This is a genomic window from Pseudomonas frederiksbergensis (assembly GCF_003732705.1).
Taxonomy (GTDB): Bacteria; Pseudomonadota; Gammaproteobacteria; order Pseudomonadales; family Pseudomonadaceae; genus Aquipseudomonas; species Aquipseudomonas frederiksbergensis_F.
Window position 1 is genome coordinate 409,939 of sequence record NZ_MOBR01000006.1, and the last position, 14,887, is coordinate 424,825.

The 14,887-nt window shown below is 60.7% G+C and carries 13 protein-coding genes; 5 read left to right on the forward strand and 8 right to left on the reverse strand.

Annotated elements, in window-relative coordinates; all coding sequences use genetic code 11:
* Nucleotide 1: 1 nt before the first annotated feature.
* Entirely contained in the window at nucleotides 2-898 is an 897-nt protein-coding gene (locus tag BK667_RS06820) for an NAD(P)-dependent oxidoreductase (RefSeq protein WP_185058175.1), read from the forward strand.
* Here BK667_RS06820 and BK667_RS06825 read toward each other — a convergent pair.
* Entirely contained in the window at nucleotides 789-3,071 is a 2,283-nt protein-coding gene (locus tag BK667_RS06825) for a putative bifunctional diguanylate cyclase/phosphodiesterase (RefSeq protein ID WP_123597137.1), read from the reverse strand. The genes BK667_RS06820 and BK667_RS06825 overlap by 110 nt on opposite strands.
* 134 nt (nucleotides 3,072-3,205) lie before the next feature.
* On the reverse strand, nucleotides 3,206-3,571 hold the full coding sequence (locus BK667_RS06830) for a YkgJ family cysteine cluster protein (protein WP_123597138.1): 366 nt from the start codon (nucleotides 3,569-3,571) through the stop codon (nucleotides 3,206-3,208).
* A 372-nt stretch (nucleotides 3,572-3,943) separates the two neighbouring features.
* Between BK667_RS06830 and BK667_RS06835 the strand changes: the two genes are divergently transcribed.
* Complete coding sequence (locus BK667_RS06835; RefSeq protein ID WP_123597139.1) at nucleotides 3,944-5,293, forward strand: spinster family MFS transporter; 1,350 nt, start codon at nucleotides 3,944-3,946, stop codon at nucleotides 5,291-5,293.
* Between the two features lie 200 nt (nucleotides 5,294-5,493).
* On the opposite strand, the gene rapA is transcribed toward BK667_RS06835, so the two are convergent.
* Nucleotides 5,494-8,340 carry an RNA polymerase-associated protein RapA gene (rapA, locus tag BK667_RS06840; RefSeq protein ID WP_123597140.1) on the reverse strand — a complete coding sequence of 949 codons (2,847 nt, stop codon included), beginning with the start codon at nucleotides 8,338-8,340 and terminating at the stop codon, nucleotides 5,494-5,496.
* A gap of 240 nt (nucleotides 8,341-8,580) precedes the next feature.
* On the opposite strand from rapA, the gene BK667_RS06845 reads away from it, so the two are divergent.
* A complete protein-coding gene (locus BK667_RS06845) occupies nucleotides 8,581-8,922 on the forward strand; it encodes an aspartate-semialdehyde dehydrogenase (RefSeq protein ID WP_123406015.1) in 342 nt (113 codons plus the stop codon).
* 42 nt (nucleotides 8,923-8,964) lie between these two features.
* Here the strand turns inward: BK667_RS06845 and BK667_RS06850 are convergent, their stop codons facing one another.
* From BK667_RS06850 to BK667_RS06860, 3 genes are all read right to left on the reverse strand, one after another.
* Nucleotides 8,965-10,155, reverse strand: a complete 1,191-nt coding sequence (locus BK667_RS06850; protein ID WP_123597141.1) for an aminotransferase class V-fold PLP-dependent enzyme — start codon at nucleotides 10,153-10,155, stop codon at nucleotides 8,965-8,967.
* Entirely contained in the window at nucleotides 10,152-10,622 is a 471-nt protein-coding gene (locus tag BK667_RS06855) for a RidA family protein (RefSeq protein ID WP_123597142.1), read from the reverse strand. The genes BK667_RS06850 and BK667_RS06855 overlap by 4 nt, the downstream gene beginning before the upstream one ends.
* Nucleotides 10,623-10,710: 88 nt before the next feature.
* The gene (locus BK667_RS06860; RefSeq protein ID WP_123597143.1) at nucleotides 10,711-11,583 is read right to left on the reverse strand and encodes a LysR substrate-binding domain-containing protein; all 873 of its coding nucleotides are present in this window, start codon (nucleotides 11,581-11,583) and stop codon (nucleotides 10,711-10,713) included.
* A gap of 172 nt (nucleotides 11,584-11,755) precedes the next feature.
* On the opposite strand from BK667_RS06860, the gene BK667_RS33200 reads away from it, so the two are divergent.
* On the forward strand, nucleotides 11,756-11,917 hold the full coding sequence (locus BK667_RS33200) for a hypothetical protein (RefSeq protein WP_008016476.1): 162 nt from the start codon (nucleotides 11,756-11,758) through the stop codon (nucleotides 11,915-11,917).
* 145 nt (nucleotides 11,918-12,062) lie between these two features.
* Complete coding sequence (gene ccoM, locus BK667_RS33810) at nucleotides 12,063-12,176, forward strand: cytochrome c oxidase subunit CcoM (RefSeq protein ID WP_054046898.1); 114 nt, start codon at nucleotides 12,063-12,065, stop codon at nucleotides 12,174-12,176.
* A gap of 255 nt (nucleotides 12,177-12,431) precedes the next feature.
* Here ccoM and BK667_RS06865 read toward each other — a convergent pair whose 3' ends face one another.
* Nucleotides 12,432-13,907 carry an inorganic phosphate transporter gene (locus BK667_RS06865; protein ID WP_123507415.1) on the reverse strand — a complete coding sequence of 492 codons (1,476 nt, stop codon included), beginning with the start codon at nucleotides 13,905-13,907 and terminating at the stop codon, nucleotides 12,432-12,434.
* A gap of 376 nt (nucleotides 13,908-14,283) precedes the next feature.
* A complete protein-coding gene (locus BK667_RS06870) occupies nucleotides 14,284-14,484 on the reverse strand; it encodes a hypothetical protein (RefSeq protein ID WP_007903846.1) in 201 nt (66 codons plus the stop codon).
* Nucleotides 14,485-14,887: the final 403 nt, after the last annotated feature.

The following is a 14,887-nucleotide window of genomic DNA, read 5'->3' on the forward strand; positions in this document are numbered from 1 at the left end:
AATGATGGCCGCTTTACCTTCCCTCGGATTCGCCGGAATTGGCCTGATGGGCCTGCCGATGTGCCAGCGCTTGCTGGCTGCGGGCTATCCGCTGACGGTATGGAACCGCAATCCGGCCAGGTGCGCGCCATTGGTCAAAGCGGGAGCGCGGCAGGTGGCGACGCCCGCCGAACTGTGCCGGCACGCAGAGGTGGTGATGCTGTGTCTGGCGGACACGGCAGTGGTGCGCGAGGTGGTGTTTGGCCCGGCAGGCGTTGCCGAGGGTGGGAAAAGTGGTCAGCTGCTGGTGGACTTTTCCAGCCTGGAGCCCACCGCCACGCGGGAAATGGCCACAGCACTGGCCAGCCAATCCGGCATGGCTTGGCTGGATGCGCCGGTGTCGGGTGGGGTGGTCGGTGCCGAGGCGGGTAGCCTCGCGATCATGGTCGGTGGCGAAGCGGCGGATCTTGAGCGTGTGCGGCCGGTGTTGCTGAGTCTGGGGCAACGGGTGACTCATATGGGCGCCGTCGGTGCCGGCCAGGTGACCAAGGCCTGCAATCAGATGATCGTCGCCTGCAATGCCTTGGTGATCGCCGAAGTGGTGGCGTTGGCGGAACGTTCAGGCGTCGATGCCAGCCTGATCGCCGAAGCGCTGGCCGGCGGGTTCGCCGATTCCAAACCGTTGCAGATCCTTGCCCCGCAAATGGCTGAAAGCCGCTTCGAACCGGTGAAATGGCACGTGCGCACGCTGCTCAAGGACCTGGACACGGCGGTGAAGTTTTCTCGCGAGCAGGGCTCGGCCACGCCGATCAGCGGATTGGCCGCACAATTGATGCGCCTGCATGGGGGCCGGGGCTATTTGGAAAAGGACCCGTCAACGTTAGTCCGGTTATACCGCGAGCCAGGCTCAATGGACTGACGGTGTGTGCGTGTTTGCGCTGGTTGATTTCGCTCAGCACCGGACGTAGTTCCTCCAGCGGCACCGGGCGGCTGAGCAGGTAGCCCTGAACGAAATCGCAGCCGTGGCGTTCGAGAAATTCGTATTGCTCCAGCGTCTCGACGCCCTCGGTGACCACCTGCAAATGCAGGGTGTGGGCCATGACGATGATCGCTTGGACGATCTCCATGTCCGGGGTGGCTTTGGGGATGTCCTGGATGAACGAACGATCGATCTTCAGCGTATTCAGCGGCAGGCGCTTGAGGTAAGCCAGGGATGAATAACCGGTGCCGAAGTCGTCGATCGACAGCGATACCCCGAGGGCACGGATCTGCCGCAGCAGCACCAGGGTATTGGCGATGTTGCCCATCAGCGCGTTTTCCGTAACTTCCAGCTCGAGGCGCTCGGGTGCGACGCCGGTGATGCGCAGGACTTTTTCGATTTCGTCGGCCAGTTCTTCCCGGGCGAGGTTCAGGGGCGAGCAGTTGACCGCGATTTTCAGTGCTTCGCAGCCGTGTCGGGACAACTCGCCCAAGTCTTCGCAGGCTTTGCACAGGACCCAGTTGTCTAGTTCGGCGATCAGCCCGTTGGCCTCGGCGATGGCGATGAAACGGTCGGGCGTGAGCAAGCCATGGATCGGGTGTTGCCAGCGAATCAGCGCTTCGAGCTTGGTGACCTGGCCGGTTTTCAGCTCATAGATCGGTTGGTAATACAGCTTCAGCCCGACGTCTTCGCGCAGGGCATGGCGCAATTCTTCTTCCAGTTGCAGTTCCAGCGTGGCCCGGGTCCGCAGGTTAGGGTTGAAGAAATGCAGGCTATTGCGGCCGCTGCCCTTGGACTGATACAGCGCCAGGTCGGCGTTTTTCAGCAGTTCTTCGCAGGTCTTGCCGTCCTCGGGGAACAGGCTGATGCCGATGCTAGTGGTCATCACCATGCGCCGGCCTGACAGCTCGATGGGCTCTTTCATTTTGAACATGATGCGCTGGGCCATGTGCCGGGCTTCTTCGCGGTCGTGCAGGCCGATGAGGATGCAGAACTCGTCGCCACCGAAGCGCGCCACCACATCGTCGTGGCTGCGCACCGAACCTTTGATATGGCCTGCCAGCACTTTGAGCAATTCGTCGCCGGCGTCGTGGCCCAGGCTGTCGTTGATGCGTTTGAAATGGTCGATGTCGAGGAACATCACCGCCAGCATGCCGCCCTCGTTGGTTTTTTCGATCAGTTTCTCGGCGAAGATCTGATTAAAGCCGCGGCGATTGATCAGGTTGGTCAGAGGGTCATAGTGCGCCACCTGTTGCAGCGACATGCGCGCCTGGTCCAGTTGGCTGAGCAGCGTGTTGACCCGACGCAGGTCGTGTTCCTTGTTTTGCAGTTTCTTGTCGGCCAGTGCCGCGCTGATGCAACTGCCGATGATCAACAGGGTCATGACCGCCACCGTCAGCCCCAACTGCAGGTGATTGTTATCACCGGGCAGGAAGGGCAGGCTGCCGACCGGCACCACCAGGGTGAGCGCCGCCATGCCGGTGAAATGCATGCTGACGATGCCGGCCCCAAGCACCAGGCTGGCAGTGAATTTGCGCAGTTGATGAAACAGTCCGGTGCCATCGCGCAGGTGCCTGGAAATCAGCAGGGCAGCGAGGCTGGCGCCAATGGCGATAACAATGGAGAGGGCGAACAGGGTGGGGTCGTAATAGGCCGTTGCAATCGAATGCATGGCGGTCATGCCCACGTAGTGCATGGTCGCGATGCCCAGTCCGATCCAGACGGCGGCCCGCAGGTATTGCCAGACATTGAGATCCGGGTGGCTAAGCGTGTGCATCGCCAGATAAGAGGCCGTCAGGGCAAATACCAGCGAAAGCAGGGTGACGGGCAATTGGTAGTGAATTTCGACCGGTGCCTGGAACGCCAGCATGCTGATGAAATGCATGGCCCAAATACCGCCCGCCAGGCATCCGGCGCCGACCCAGCGCCACAGTCGCTGGGTTCCGGACTTTTCCACATGACCGACCCGTTCGGTCATGTCCAGCGTGGCAAAACCGGCCGCACTCGCCACCACATAGGCCAGCAGCACCAAAAAAGGGTTGTGGGTGCAGTTGAGTATGACCTGCCCGCCTTCCGGCAGCTCGGTAAGGAACTGCAAACCAAGCCACTCCATAGCATGCCCCGTCTCTGCGCCATGAACCCTGGCGAATGCTTTGGAGTATAGAGGTCATGTACAGAGCGCAAGTCGTGATGGCACGGTGACGCCAATGATTTCGGTATGAGCTTGATAGCGATTGGCGCTAAGCGTCAGGCGCTCTGTTCATAGGGTATTTCAAACTCCGGTTGCAGGGCGGGCAGCCCGAATGCCGCCCGCGCGGCATCGCAATCTACGTTCGCCTCACCATTGGCCCACGAGGCATCGAACTCCCGGCAAGTGCTGGAGCGCTGATCATAAATCGAGCACTGCACGGTGCTGCCGACTTCGCCCACCAGGGCGGTGCAGCGGGTCGGCTTGCAGTCGGTGCCAAGCATGGCGACCCGGCTGGGGCTGATCGGCGCGACCAGATCGTCGGGCACCGTTCCCCCTGCCGAGGTGCATTCACCCCAGAAAAAAGACACGCGAAAATGAGAACAGCAGGCACCGCAATTCAGACACGGACTGGCTTCGGACATGGGCGATAGTCAAAGAGGGATGGGGGCAACGGTGGGGTAGATCAGGCCGCTATTCTAGGCTTCGGCCTGGACTTGGGAAGGGGGGCGCACAGGTATTTTTCAATGCCTGGTCGAGCCTTCCCAAACACCACCATTCCCCTGTGGGAGCGGGCTTGCTCGCGAAAGCGGCGGGTCAGTCAATGATGATGTCGCTGACACGACGCCTTCGCGAGCAAGCCCGCTCCCACAGTGGGCATGCGGTGTATGGGAAATTGCGGTTGGCATGGCTTGATATCAGGCTGGCGAATGATGACAGACACGCCGCGCGCGCCTGACTAGATTGCAGATTCCGGGGGCAGCGACGCCTTCATAACAATAAAAGAGACGGACCCCATGCAGAACTCGACCCAAGCGGCGAATGCCTGGCGCATTCTGTTCCTGCTGTTCCTGGCCAACCTGTTCAACTTCTTCGACCGCACCATCCCCGCCATCATCATCGAGCCCATTCGCATGGAATGGCACCTCAGCGACTTTCAATTGGGGATCATCGGTACGGCATTCACCATCGTTTATGCGATTGCCGGCCTGCCGCTGGGGCGCATGGCCGATACCGGTTCCCGCGCCAAATTGATGGGTTGGGGCCTGGCGGTGTGGAGCGGGCTGACCGCCGTCAACGGGCTGGTGGGCAGTTTCTGGAGTTTCCTGATTGTGCGGATGGGCATCGGTATCGGTGAAGCCAGTTACGCACCCGCCGCCAATTCGCTGATCGGCGACCTGTTCCCGGCCCACCGCCGCGCGCGTGCGATGGGCATTTTCATGCTGGGTTTGCCACTAGGCTTGTTGCTGGCGTTTTTCACCATCGGCGCAATGGTCAAGGCCTTCGACAGTTGGCGCGCACCGTTTTTCATCGCGGCAGTGCCGGGGTTGATCCTGGCGATCTTCATGTTTTTCATCAAGGAACCGAAACGCGGCGCGGCGGAAACCGTACAGGTTTCCCAGGAGCGCGTGGACCGGCCGATCCGTCGGGTGCTGGCGGTGCCGACCTTCCTCTGGCTGGTGCTGGCAGGGTTGTGCTTCAACTTCGCGACCTATGCCTGCAACTCCTTCCTGGTGCCAATGCTGCAGCGCTACTTCCTGATGCCGTTGCATGAAGCGGCGGTGGCCACGGGGGTGATCGTCGGGGTGACCGGGCTGTTCGGCCTGACGTTGGGCGGCTGGGTCGCCGACAAGATCCACCAGCGGGTGGCCAATGGACGACTGTTGTTTGCTGCGTTCAGTTTGATTATCTCGACCGTGTGTACAGCCTGGGCGCTGCACGCCGGGCGTATTGAGATTGGCGTGTTTGTCGCGGTGTTCAGCCTGGGTTGGCTGTTCGCCTACAACTTCTACACCTGCGTTTACACGGCGATCCAGGACGTGGTCGAACCGCGCCTGCGGGCCACGGCGATGGCGCTGTTTTTTGCCGGGTTGTATTTATTGGGCGGTGGCTTGGGGCCGGTGGTGGTCGGTGGTTTGTCCGATCACTTCGCCAACACGGCGATGCTGGCGGCGGGCGCCGAACAGATGACCGAGGCGTTCAAGGCTGTCGGGCTGCATGACGCGATGTACCTGATCCCGGTGGCGCTGTTTTTCACCATGGTGTTTCTGTTTATGGCGTCGCGGTGTTTTGTGCGCGATGCCAAGCGGATGAAGGAAGGGTTGGTTGCGGTGATTGAGCCCGAAATTCCTGCGGTGACTGCATAATCGCCTTCGCGGGCAAGCCTCGCTCCTACTGATCGTTCCCACGCTCTGCGTGGGAATGCAGCCAGGGACGCTCCGCGTCCCAAGAGCGGACGCAGAGCGTCCGGGGAGGCATTCCCACGCGGAGCGTGGGAACGATCGGCAGACAAAAAAAGGCCCGCATCACTGCGGGCCTTCTTTTTTCTAACGGTGGAGCAGGGGGGTTAACCCGCCACCAGCACCCGAATCGCTTCCAGTCGCAGCGCAGCCTTGTCCAGCATCGCCAAACCTTGCTCGCGTTGATTGCGCAGGGCAACCAGCTCGCTGTCGCGCACGGTCGGGTTGACCGCTTGCAACGCGGTCAGGCGTGCCAGTTCTTCGTCGGTGTCGGCAGCCAGGCGACGTTGCGCCTCAGCCACGCGCTCGGCGTGACGCGGGGCGATTTTCTCTTCGCCGGCGTTGATCCGTGGCGTCAGTTGATCGCGCTGGGCCTGGATAAACTTGTTGGCGCTGGCGCGGGGCACGCTTTCCAGTTGATCGTTCAGGGTTTCGAACGACACCCGGCCGGACAAGTCATTGCCATTGGCATCCAGCAAGCAGCGCAGGGCGGCCGGCGGCAGGTAACGGCCCAGTTGCAGCGAACGCGGGGCTACCACTTCGCTGACGTAGAGCAGTTCCAGCAACACGGTGCCGGGTTTCAGCGCCTTGTTCTTGATCAGCGCCACGGCGGTGTTGCCCATCGAACCGGACAACACCAGGTCCATGCCGCCCTGCACCATCGGGTGTTCCCAGGTGATGAACTGCATGTCTTCGCGAGACAGCGCCTGGTTGCGGTCGTAGGTGATGGTCACGCCTTCGTCGTCGCCCAGCGGGAAGCTGGCGTCGAGCATTTTTTCGCTCGGCTTGAGGATCAGGGCGTTTTCCGAATGGTCTTCGCTGTCGATGCCGAACGCGTCGAACAGGGTTTCCATGTAGATCGGCAGGGCGAACTGATCGTCTTGCTCAAGGATGTCCTCGACCAACTGATCGCCTTCGCCCGAACCGCCGGAGTTGAGCTCCAGCAAACGGTCGCGACCGGTGTGCAGCTCGGCTTCCAGACGTTCACGCTCACTGCGCGCCTCGTCGATCAGCGCTTGCCACTCGCCGTCATCGGCGTTTTCCAGCAGCGGCAGCAGGCGCGAGCCGAACTGATGTTGCAAGGCGTTACCGGTCGGGCAGGTGTTGAGGAAGGCGTTCAGCGCTTCGTGGTACCACTGGAACAGACGCTCTTGCGGGCTGGTTTCCAGGTACGGCACGTGCAGCTCGATGATGTGCTTCTGGCCGATCCGGTCCAGACGACCGATACGCTGCTCCAGCAGGTCCGGGTGCGACGGCAGATCGAACAGCACCAAGTGGTGCGAGAACTGGAAGTTGCGACCTTCACTGCCGATTTCCGAGCAGATCAGCACTTGCGCGCCAAATTCTTCGTCGGCGAAGTAAGCGGCAGCGCGGTCACGTTCGAGGATGTTCATGCCCTCGTGGAACACCGTGGCCGGGATGCCGGAACGCACGCGCAGGGCGTCTTCCAGGTCCATGGCGGTTTCGGCGTGGGCGCAGATCACCAGCACTTTGGTGCGCTTGAGCATCTTCAGGGTGTCGATCAGCCACTCGACGCGCGGGTCGAATTTCCACCAGCGTTCTTCTTCGTTGGCGTCCGGCTGGGCCTGGAAGCTGACTTCCGGGTACAGCTCGGCGTGATCGCCCAGGGGCAGTTCGAGGTATTCGTCGGGGCACTGCAGCGGGTACGGGTGCAGTTTGCGCTCCGGGAAACCCTGCACGGCGGCGCGGGTGTTGCGGAACAGCACGCGGCCAGTGCCGTGGCGGTCGAGCAGCTCGCGCACGAGGCGGGCGCTGGCTTCGACGTCGCCATCGTTGACGGCGGTAAGCAGGGCTTCGCCTTCGTTACCGAGGAAACCGTGGATGGTCTTGTGTGCTTCAGGCGACAGGCGCCCCTTGTCCAGCAACTCCTGAACGGCCTCGGCCACCGGGCGATAGTTTTCACTCTCGGCGCGGAAGGCGTGCAGGTCATGGAAACGGTTCGGGTCGAGCAGGCGCAGACGCGCGAAGTGGCTGTCCTGGCCCAGTTGTTCCGGGGTCGCGGTCAGCAGCAGCACGCCGGGAATGACCTCGGCCAGTTGCTCGACCAGCGAGTATTCGGCGCTGGCCTTTTCTTCGTGCCAGACCAGGTGGTGGGCTTCGTCGACCACCATCAAGTCCCAGCCGGCGGCGAACAGCGCGTCCTGGGCCTTCTCATCGTCCACCAGCCATTCCAGCGCCACGAGGGCGAGCTGGGTGTCTTCGAACGGGTTGGCGGCATCGCTTTCGATGAAGCGTTCTTCGTCGAACAGCGCGACTTGCAGGTTGAAGCGACGGCGCATCTCCACCAGCCACTGATGCTGCAGGTTCTCTGGAACCAGGATCAGCACGCGGTTGGCGCGGCCCGACAGCAGTTGGCGATGGATCACCAAACCGGCTTCGATGGTTTTACCCAGGCCCACTTCGTCCGCCAGCAATACCCGCGGCGCGATACGGTCAGCGACTTCACGGGCGATGTGCAATTGGTGCGCGATCGGCTGCGCACGCACGCCGCCCAGGCCCCACAGGGAAGATTGCAACTGACGGCTGGTGTGTTCCAGGGTGTGATAACGCAGGGAGAACCAGGCCAGCGGGTCGATCTGCCCGGCGAACAAACGGTCGCTGGCCAGACGGAACTGAATGAAGTTCGACAGTTGGGTTTCCGGCAGGGTGACCACTTCGTTCTGCGCGTTGAGGCCGTGGTAGACCAGCAGGCCATCGACATCGTCGACTTCCTGTACGGTCAGTTTCCAGCCTTCGAAGTGAGTGATCGAGTCACCGGGGGAAAACCGCACACGTGTGAGGGGCGCATTCCGTAGCGCGTACTGACGAGTGTCGCCAGTGGCCGGATAGAGCACGGTCAACAAGCGGCCGTCCTGTGCCAGAACGGTGCCCAAACCCAGCTCGGCTTCGCTGTCACTAATCCAGCGTTGCCCCGGTTGATACTGCTGCGCCATGCTGCCTGACTCCCACCTTGAAAAAGCGGGCTATCTTAACGGAATGAGCCTTCAGGGCCAAAGGATAACTCGCGCCGACGCCGGTGAAGGCCGCGATTTTTCGATGTTCGGGAACGCTTGGGTTCTGTGTTGTCGGATAAAACATCGTCGCGCGTGCGTGCTCTGGTTCACAACTTTGCGACCGATGGCTCAAGTCGCCGCAGCAGCAGCCGACAGCCTGATGACAGGAGACTAAAAATTATGCTGCAACCGATGCTCCCCTTGAGTGCCGTGCCGATCACCTCACAGCAGGACCCGATCCGCCAGCGCCCGGACATTCCGCCGGTGGTGCCTGTGCAGGAAAGCTCCAGTGAAAGCACGATCGACCTGCAAAAGCGCGACCCGGAAGAGGCTGCCCTGCAACTGCGCGAGGAACAACGCCGCCGCCAGGAACAGGATCGCCGGCGCCATGAAGCCGATCAGGACCCGGAAGCACACCTGGCGATTCCCGGTGACGAGCTCAATGCCGACAACACCGTGCCGGTCGCGCCGCTCATTGAAGACGAGCCGCGCCAGGGACTTTGGGTCGATATCCAGATCTGACAGGCTTCCTGTTGTGCGCGCTACCGAAGGGCTGCGATCTTTTCAGACGCCCCCGTTGTCAGCCAATTTGCGCAAACTGCTCAATAACAGCTCGATCTCCTCCTCAGTGTTCAAGTAACTCACGGCAATCCGCGCAATGCTCTCCAGCCCTCTGGCCTGCATATCCAGCGGCGTATAAGCCACGCTGTTGGCGCCGATATTGATCCCGCGTCGTGCCAGCCGCTGCTTCAACCAGGCGCTGTCCCAGCCCTTGAGCGTAAACGCGATCAGCCCTGATTGCTGGTCCGCGGGGCCAAGGTTGTGCAGCGTCAGGCCGGGGATCCTGGTCAGGCGTTCGCGCAAACCCTGGCTGAGGGAATCGATCCGCTGGCGAATGTTTGCCAGACCCACCCCATTGCATTCCTCAAGGGCATTCGCCAACCCGGCCAGCAACGCCACGGACACTTCGCTGGTTTCAAAGCGCCGGGCATCGCTGCGCAGGGCAAAGCTTTCGCCGTCCCACGGTGCCGACAGCACATCCAGTTGAGTAGGCTGAAGCCGCTGCATAAATTCCGGCCGTATATATAGCAGCGCAGTCCCTCGCGGTCCGCGCAGGAATTTGCGTCCGGCGCCCTTTAGCACATCGCAGTTCAGTGCCTCCACATCACAGGGTAATTGCCCCAGAGCCTGGCCGGCGTCGATGAAATAAGGGATGCCATGCTGGCGGGCCAGCGCGCCAATCGCCTCGGCGGGGTTGATCAGACCGCCATTGGCGGGAAGCCAGGTCAGGGCAATCAGTTTCACCTTAGGATCGATCATTTGCTCAAGCGCCGTCACGGATACCGCGCCTGACTCGTCGCAAGGAATCACCTCCAGTTGCGCCCCGGCGCCGACGGCCCGGGCGATGCAGGCCAGATTGCCGCCCCATTCGTGGCGGCCGATCAGAATCCGATCACCGCTTTGCCACGGCCCCAGTGCATTGAACGCCATGCCCCAGGCCGCCGAGCCGCTGCTGGCGAAGGCCATGGCCTCGGGCACGGCATTGAGCAGGGTGGCCGCTGCGGTTCGGGCGCGGGTCTGGATGGTTTGATCGGCGGCCTCCATCGGGCCGCCGAGGGCTTCACGTTGTAATTGCGCAAGGACGGCGTCGAGGGTCGCCTGGCTGGGCAACGAGGCACCGGCGTGGTTGAAGTGAATCACGCTGGCACAGCCCGGTGTGGCGGCCCGCAAACGCACCACTTCGGCGCGATTCATGGTTTGAGCTCGAAGATCGCGTCGACCTCAACCGCCACGCCGGCGGGCAGGCTGGACACACCGACCGCCGTGCGTACGTGTTTACCTTTGTCGCCGAGGGCGTTGACCAGCAGGTTGGACGCGCCGTTGGCCACCGCGCTTTGGTTCTTGAAATCACCCGCGCTGGCGATGAACACACCGAGGCGGATAATGCGTACCAGTTTGCTCAGGTCGTCGCCCAATACGTTGCTGAGCTGTGACAACAGGCCGAGGGTGGCAAGTTCGGCGGCGTTGGCCCCTTCTTCGTCGCTGATCGATTCACCGAGACGTCCGATGAACGCTGGTTTGCCGTCGAGCAACGGGATCTGCCCGGAAATGAACAACTGGTTCTGGCTGACCACATGATTGACGTAGTTGGCGGCCGGCTGGCTCGGGGTTGGCAGGGCCAGGCCGAGTTGCTGGACACGTTGGACGAGTGAGTCGGTCATGGTGAATCCTCCTGAATGAAGGGTTCAGCATGTTGGCCTCGCGAGGGCGCGACAAACGGATAGATTTAATTCGACGTATTCAAATAATTCATACGTCGGCGATTTCATCCAGCCAGTGGGCGAAGCATTCGGCGGCGTGGCTCGGCGGGCGATCAGGGGTAACCAGCCAATAGCCAATTTCGTTGGTGAACGGCGGGGTGTCGAAGGCTTCTACCAGCGCGCCTTCCTTTATTCGGCGCTCGATCAAGTGCTGGCGTCCCATGGCGATGCCCTGGCCGGCCACGGCGGCTTCGACGACGATGTTGTAGTCGTGGAGCATCACGCTGGGGTAGGGGGCGAGGTCGATGCCGTTTTGGGCGCTCCAGTCGATCCACTCAAAGGGTTGAACAGACTTGGCCATCAACAGCGGGCCTTTGTGGATACCTTGGGCCTTGAACGCCGGGCTGCACACGGGTGTAAGTGTTTCCCCCATGAACCGTCGGGCCCGCACCTTGGGCCAGCCGCCCTTGCCATAACGGATGGCGAGGTCGACTTCGCCGCCATTGACGTCGGCCAGCTGCACCGAAGGCATCAGCTCCACATGAATGTGTGGGTGCCGTGCGTTGAAACCGGCCAGTCGCGGTGCCAGCCATAAGGTGGCGAATGAGGCGAGCAGGCCGATGCGCAGGGTGGTTTCCTGTTGCTCGTGGCCGCGCAGTTCGCGGGTGGCCGAGGCAATGGATTCCAGCGCGGGTTGAATCTTGCTGTAGTAGATTTCGCCGGCCGGCGTCAGATCGATGGCCCGGGTACGACGGATAAACAGCCGCTGGTTGAGGAATTGCTCAAGTTTCTGCACCTGATGGCTGATCGCACTTTGAGTTACCGACAGCTCGTCGGCAGCCTTGATAAAACTCAAATGCCGAGCCACGGCCTCGAAGGCGCGCAGGGCCATCAAGGGTGGCAGGTCCTGATGCAATTCCACGGTGGGGTCCTTTGGGGCTGTCACGATGGGCCGATTGTGCGGGGAAAAATCCGCAGGGGCACATATTTTGTTAAGGCCGCGTTGCGCCAGTGACTGGTCAGCGCGGGCGCCAGACCGCATTATTGGTGCAATCCCGACCGAACTTCCTTTTCCAAGCGATGCACTGAACGCCATGAGCCAAGACGACAAACTGATCGACCTTAACGCCGAACGCGCCAAGCGGGTTCATGACCTCAACGACAAGCGCCTGAACGAAGTGCGCCAAGCCTTCGAACAGGCCATGCCGTTGGGTAAAGCGAAGAAAAAGCCAAAAAACAAACCAAAAAAGCGTTGAGCCCCCCCTGCATCGGTTGATGCAGGTCAGTTATTTCCCCTCCTTTACGCCCAGTCTCGGGCGACATTGATCCCGGTCAATTTTCTCTCCTGCCTGATTGGTTAACTTAGCCCCATCGCAACAGGGCAAGTGCAGGAGGCCAGTCATGTTTTTCGACAACGTGGTGATCGCCGGAGTGCTGACAGTCGGCCTCATGGTTCTGTTTTTTGCAGGGTTTGGATATTTCATCTGGAAGGATTCGCATAAGCGCAAACCGTAGGTCTTTCCAGAGCAATGAGCACGCAAGGCATTTTGGGCAACTTCGGTTGCCCTTTTTTTTGCCCACGAAAAACTGGCAGTACATGATCGTTCCCACGCTCTGCGTGGGAATGCCGCCATGGACGCTCCGCGTCCACCTGTGACGCGGAGCGTCACGGGATTCATTCCCACGCAGAGCGTGGGAACGATCCCTATCCGAAGACATGAAAAAGGCGCGGCTCTCACGAGGCGCGCCTTTTTCGTTTGCAGCGATGTATCAGCTACCGAGTGCCTTCGACGCCAGCCAGAACAGGCCGGCCGACAGGGCCACGGTGGCTGGCAGGGTCAGGACCCAGGCCAGCAGGATGGTTTTGACCGTGCCACCTTGCAGGCCGCTTTTGTTGGCGACCATGGTGCCGGCCACGCCCGAAGACAAGACGTGGGTGGTGGACACCGGCAGGCTGAAGATGTTGGCCAGGCCGATCATGCACGCCGTGGTGATCTGGGCCGACATGCCTTGTGCGTAAGTCATGCCTTGCTTGCCGATCTTCTCGCCGATGGTCAGCACTACGCGCTTCCAACCGACCATTGTGCCCAGGCCCAGGGCCAGGGCGACCGCCAGAATCACCCAGAACGGCGCGTATTCGGTGGTGGTGGTCAAGTCTTTGCGCAGTTTGTCCAGGTCAGCCTTTTCACGGGCGGCCAGGGTTGGCAATTTGCTGACTTTCTTCGCCGTGTCATCCAGGCAGAGCAGGTAGCGACGCACTTCGATGCGGCTTTCGGCCGGCAGCGAGTGGTAGTCGGCTACACCCTTGAGGGTGTCGAGCAAGGCGCTGATGGTCGGTTCGGTCTGTTGCGGGTTGCAACGGAATTTCTCCGGCAGATCGCCTTCCACGCTTTTGCCCAGGGCCAGGAATTCACCCAGGGTGTCGGCGTTGCGCTTGTAGAACTGGCTCAAGTGCAAGGTTGCATCGCGGGTACGTTCGATCTGGTACGTGGTGCTGCTCAGGTCGAGAACGAACTGCGCCGGCACGATACCGATCAACACCAGCATGATCAGGCCGATGCCTTTCTGGCCATCGTTGGAACCGTGCACGAAGCTCACGGCCATGGCCGAGATCACCAGGACCAGGCGATTCCAGAACGGCGGGTGCTTCTTGTCGTCGAGCTTGCGGCGCTGGTCCGGCGTCTTGTGCATCTTCGACAGTGGGCGCCACCATTTAAGGCCGATCAACACCAGCGCGGCAACGATGAAACCGGCCATTGGCGAGAACACCAGGGACGCACCGATATCGATCGCTTTCTGCCAGTTCACGCCATCGGCCAACGGAATATCGTTGATCAGGGCGTTGGCCAGGCCGACACCGAGGATCGAGCCGATCAGCGTGTGGGAACTGGAGGCGGGGATACCGAAGTACCAGGTTCCCAGGTTCCAGGTGATGGCGGCGGCGAGCAACGAGAACACCATGGCCAGTCCGTGTCCGGTGTTCACATTGATCAGCAGCTCGACCGGCAGCAAATGGACGATGGCATACGCCACCCCCACACCGCCCAGCAGAACGCCAAGAAAGTTGAACACACCGGAAAAGAACACCGCCAGGTGAGGCGGCATGGCTTTGGTGTAGATAACAGTGGCCACCGCGTTTGCAGTGTCATGAAAGCCGTTGATGAACTCGAAGGCGAGGACAAAGGCCAGGGCGAGCAAGAGGCTCACAAGCACCCAAGCATCCAGTCCGCTGAATAAATCGATCATGAAGGTTTTCTGACCCGGTCGTAAGGGGGCGCGATTATGCCAGAAAAGACTAGAAATCGATGCACTAGCTGCTCATTGGTAACATTCTTCAACGAATTAGTTTGTAGCAAAGCCCTAAGCCCCAGGTTTTTACTGGGTTTTGCAACTCATTGATTTTCTTTGATAAGCGAGCAGCCACAAGGGTTTTCCCCGTGGGCGCAAGAGGCGAAAACGCTTGTGTGAAATTTCTGAGAAGAGGGTCGGACATGCGCCATTTACCTCATCCAGTGGGTGAGGTGGCCGCTGCCCGCTTGTAGCGGGCGCGTAAGGCATGGTCGATACACCGCGCTTTTAGCGGATGCAGACGCAGACCCTTGAAGGATTCACGCCGGGGCGGTCAAGGCTCTTCGGCTTTGAGTTCCTTTTCCATCTTCTGCAATTCCTGGCTGAATGCCTGATCCTGAACGGTGGCGCGTTTACGCCAGGGCTTGCGTTCCGGTTCGGGCTGAGCGGCGTAGGTGGTGACTTCCCCGCCGTAAACTTCCTTGTAACGTTGTTCCTGGCGCTCAAGTTCCGCGCGCAGTTCGTCTTTCGTCACAGTGCTACCTGATTGAGTTGAGATAAATTCTGGTGAATCGCGCTGCATCGAGTTTATTGACCACGTTCGTCGAAAGGACAATACCTGAAAGGGCATCGGCTTTTTAACGACCCAATGATCAACACTTCCATGTTGCAGGCGGCCACGGCACCAGATAAATACAGCTGACGTAGCTTCAGTATCCTGTTTCAGCCAGCGCGTTGGCGGTGCATATCAAATGAGCGTCAGGCGCTTGCTGCGGGCGGCGGCGATGGGACATCGCGCTCCGGGTGGCGTAATCGGCAAGTAAGAAACCGGCGGGCCACTGAGGTGCATTATAGCGGTCGATTCGAAGAACACTATCTCCGCAGAGTTAAAAGTGGTTCCTGGTGTGTGATGATTTTGTTAAGCGTAACTTTTAGCG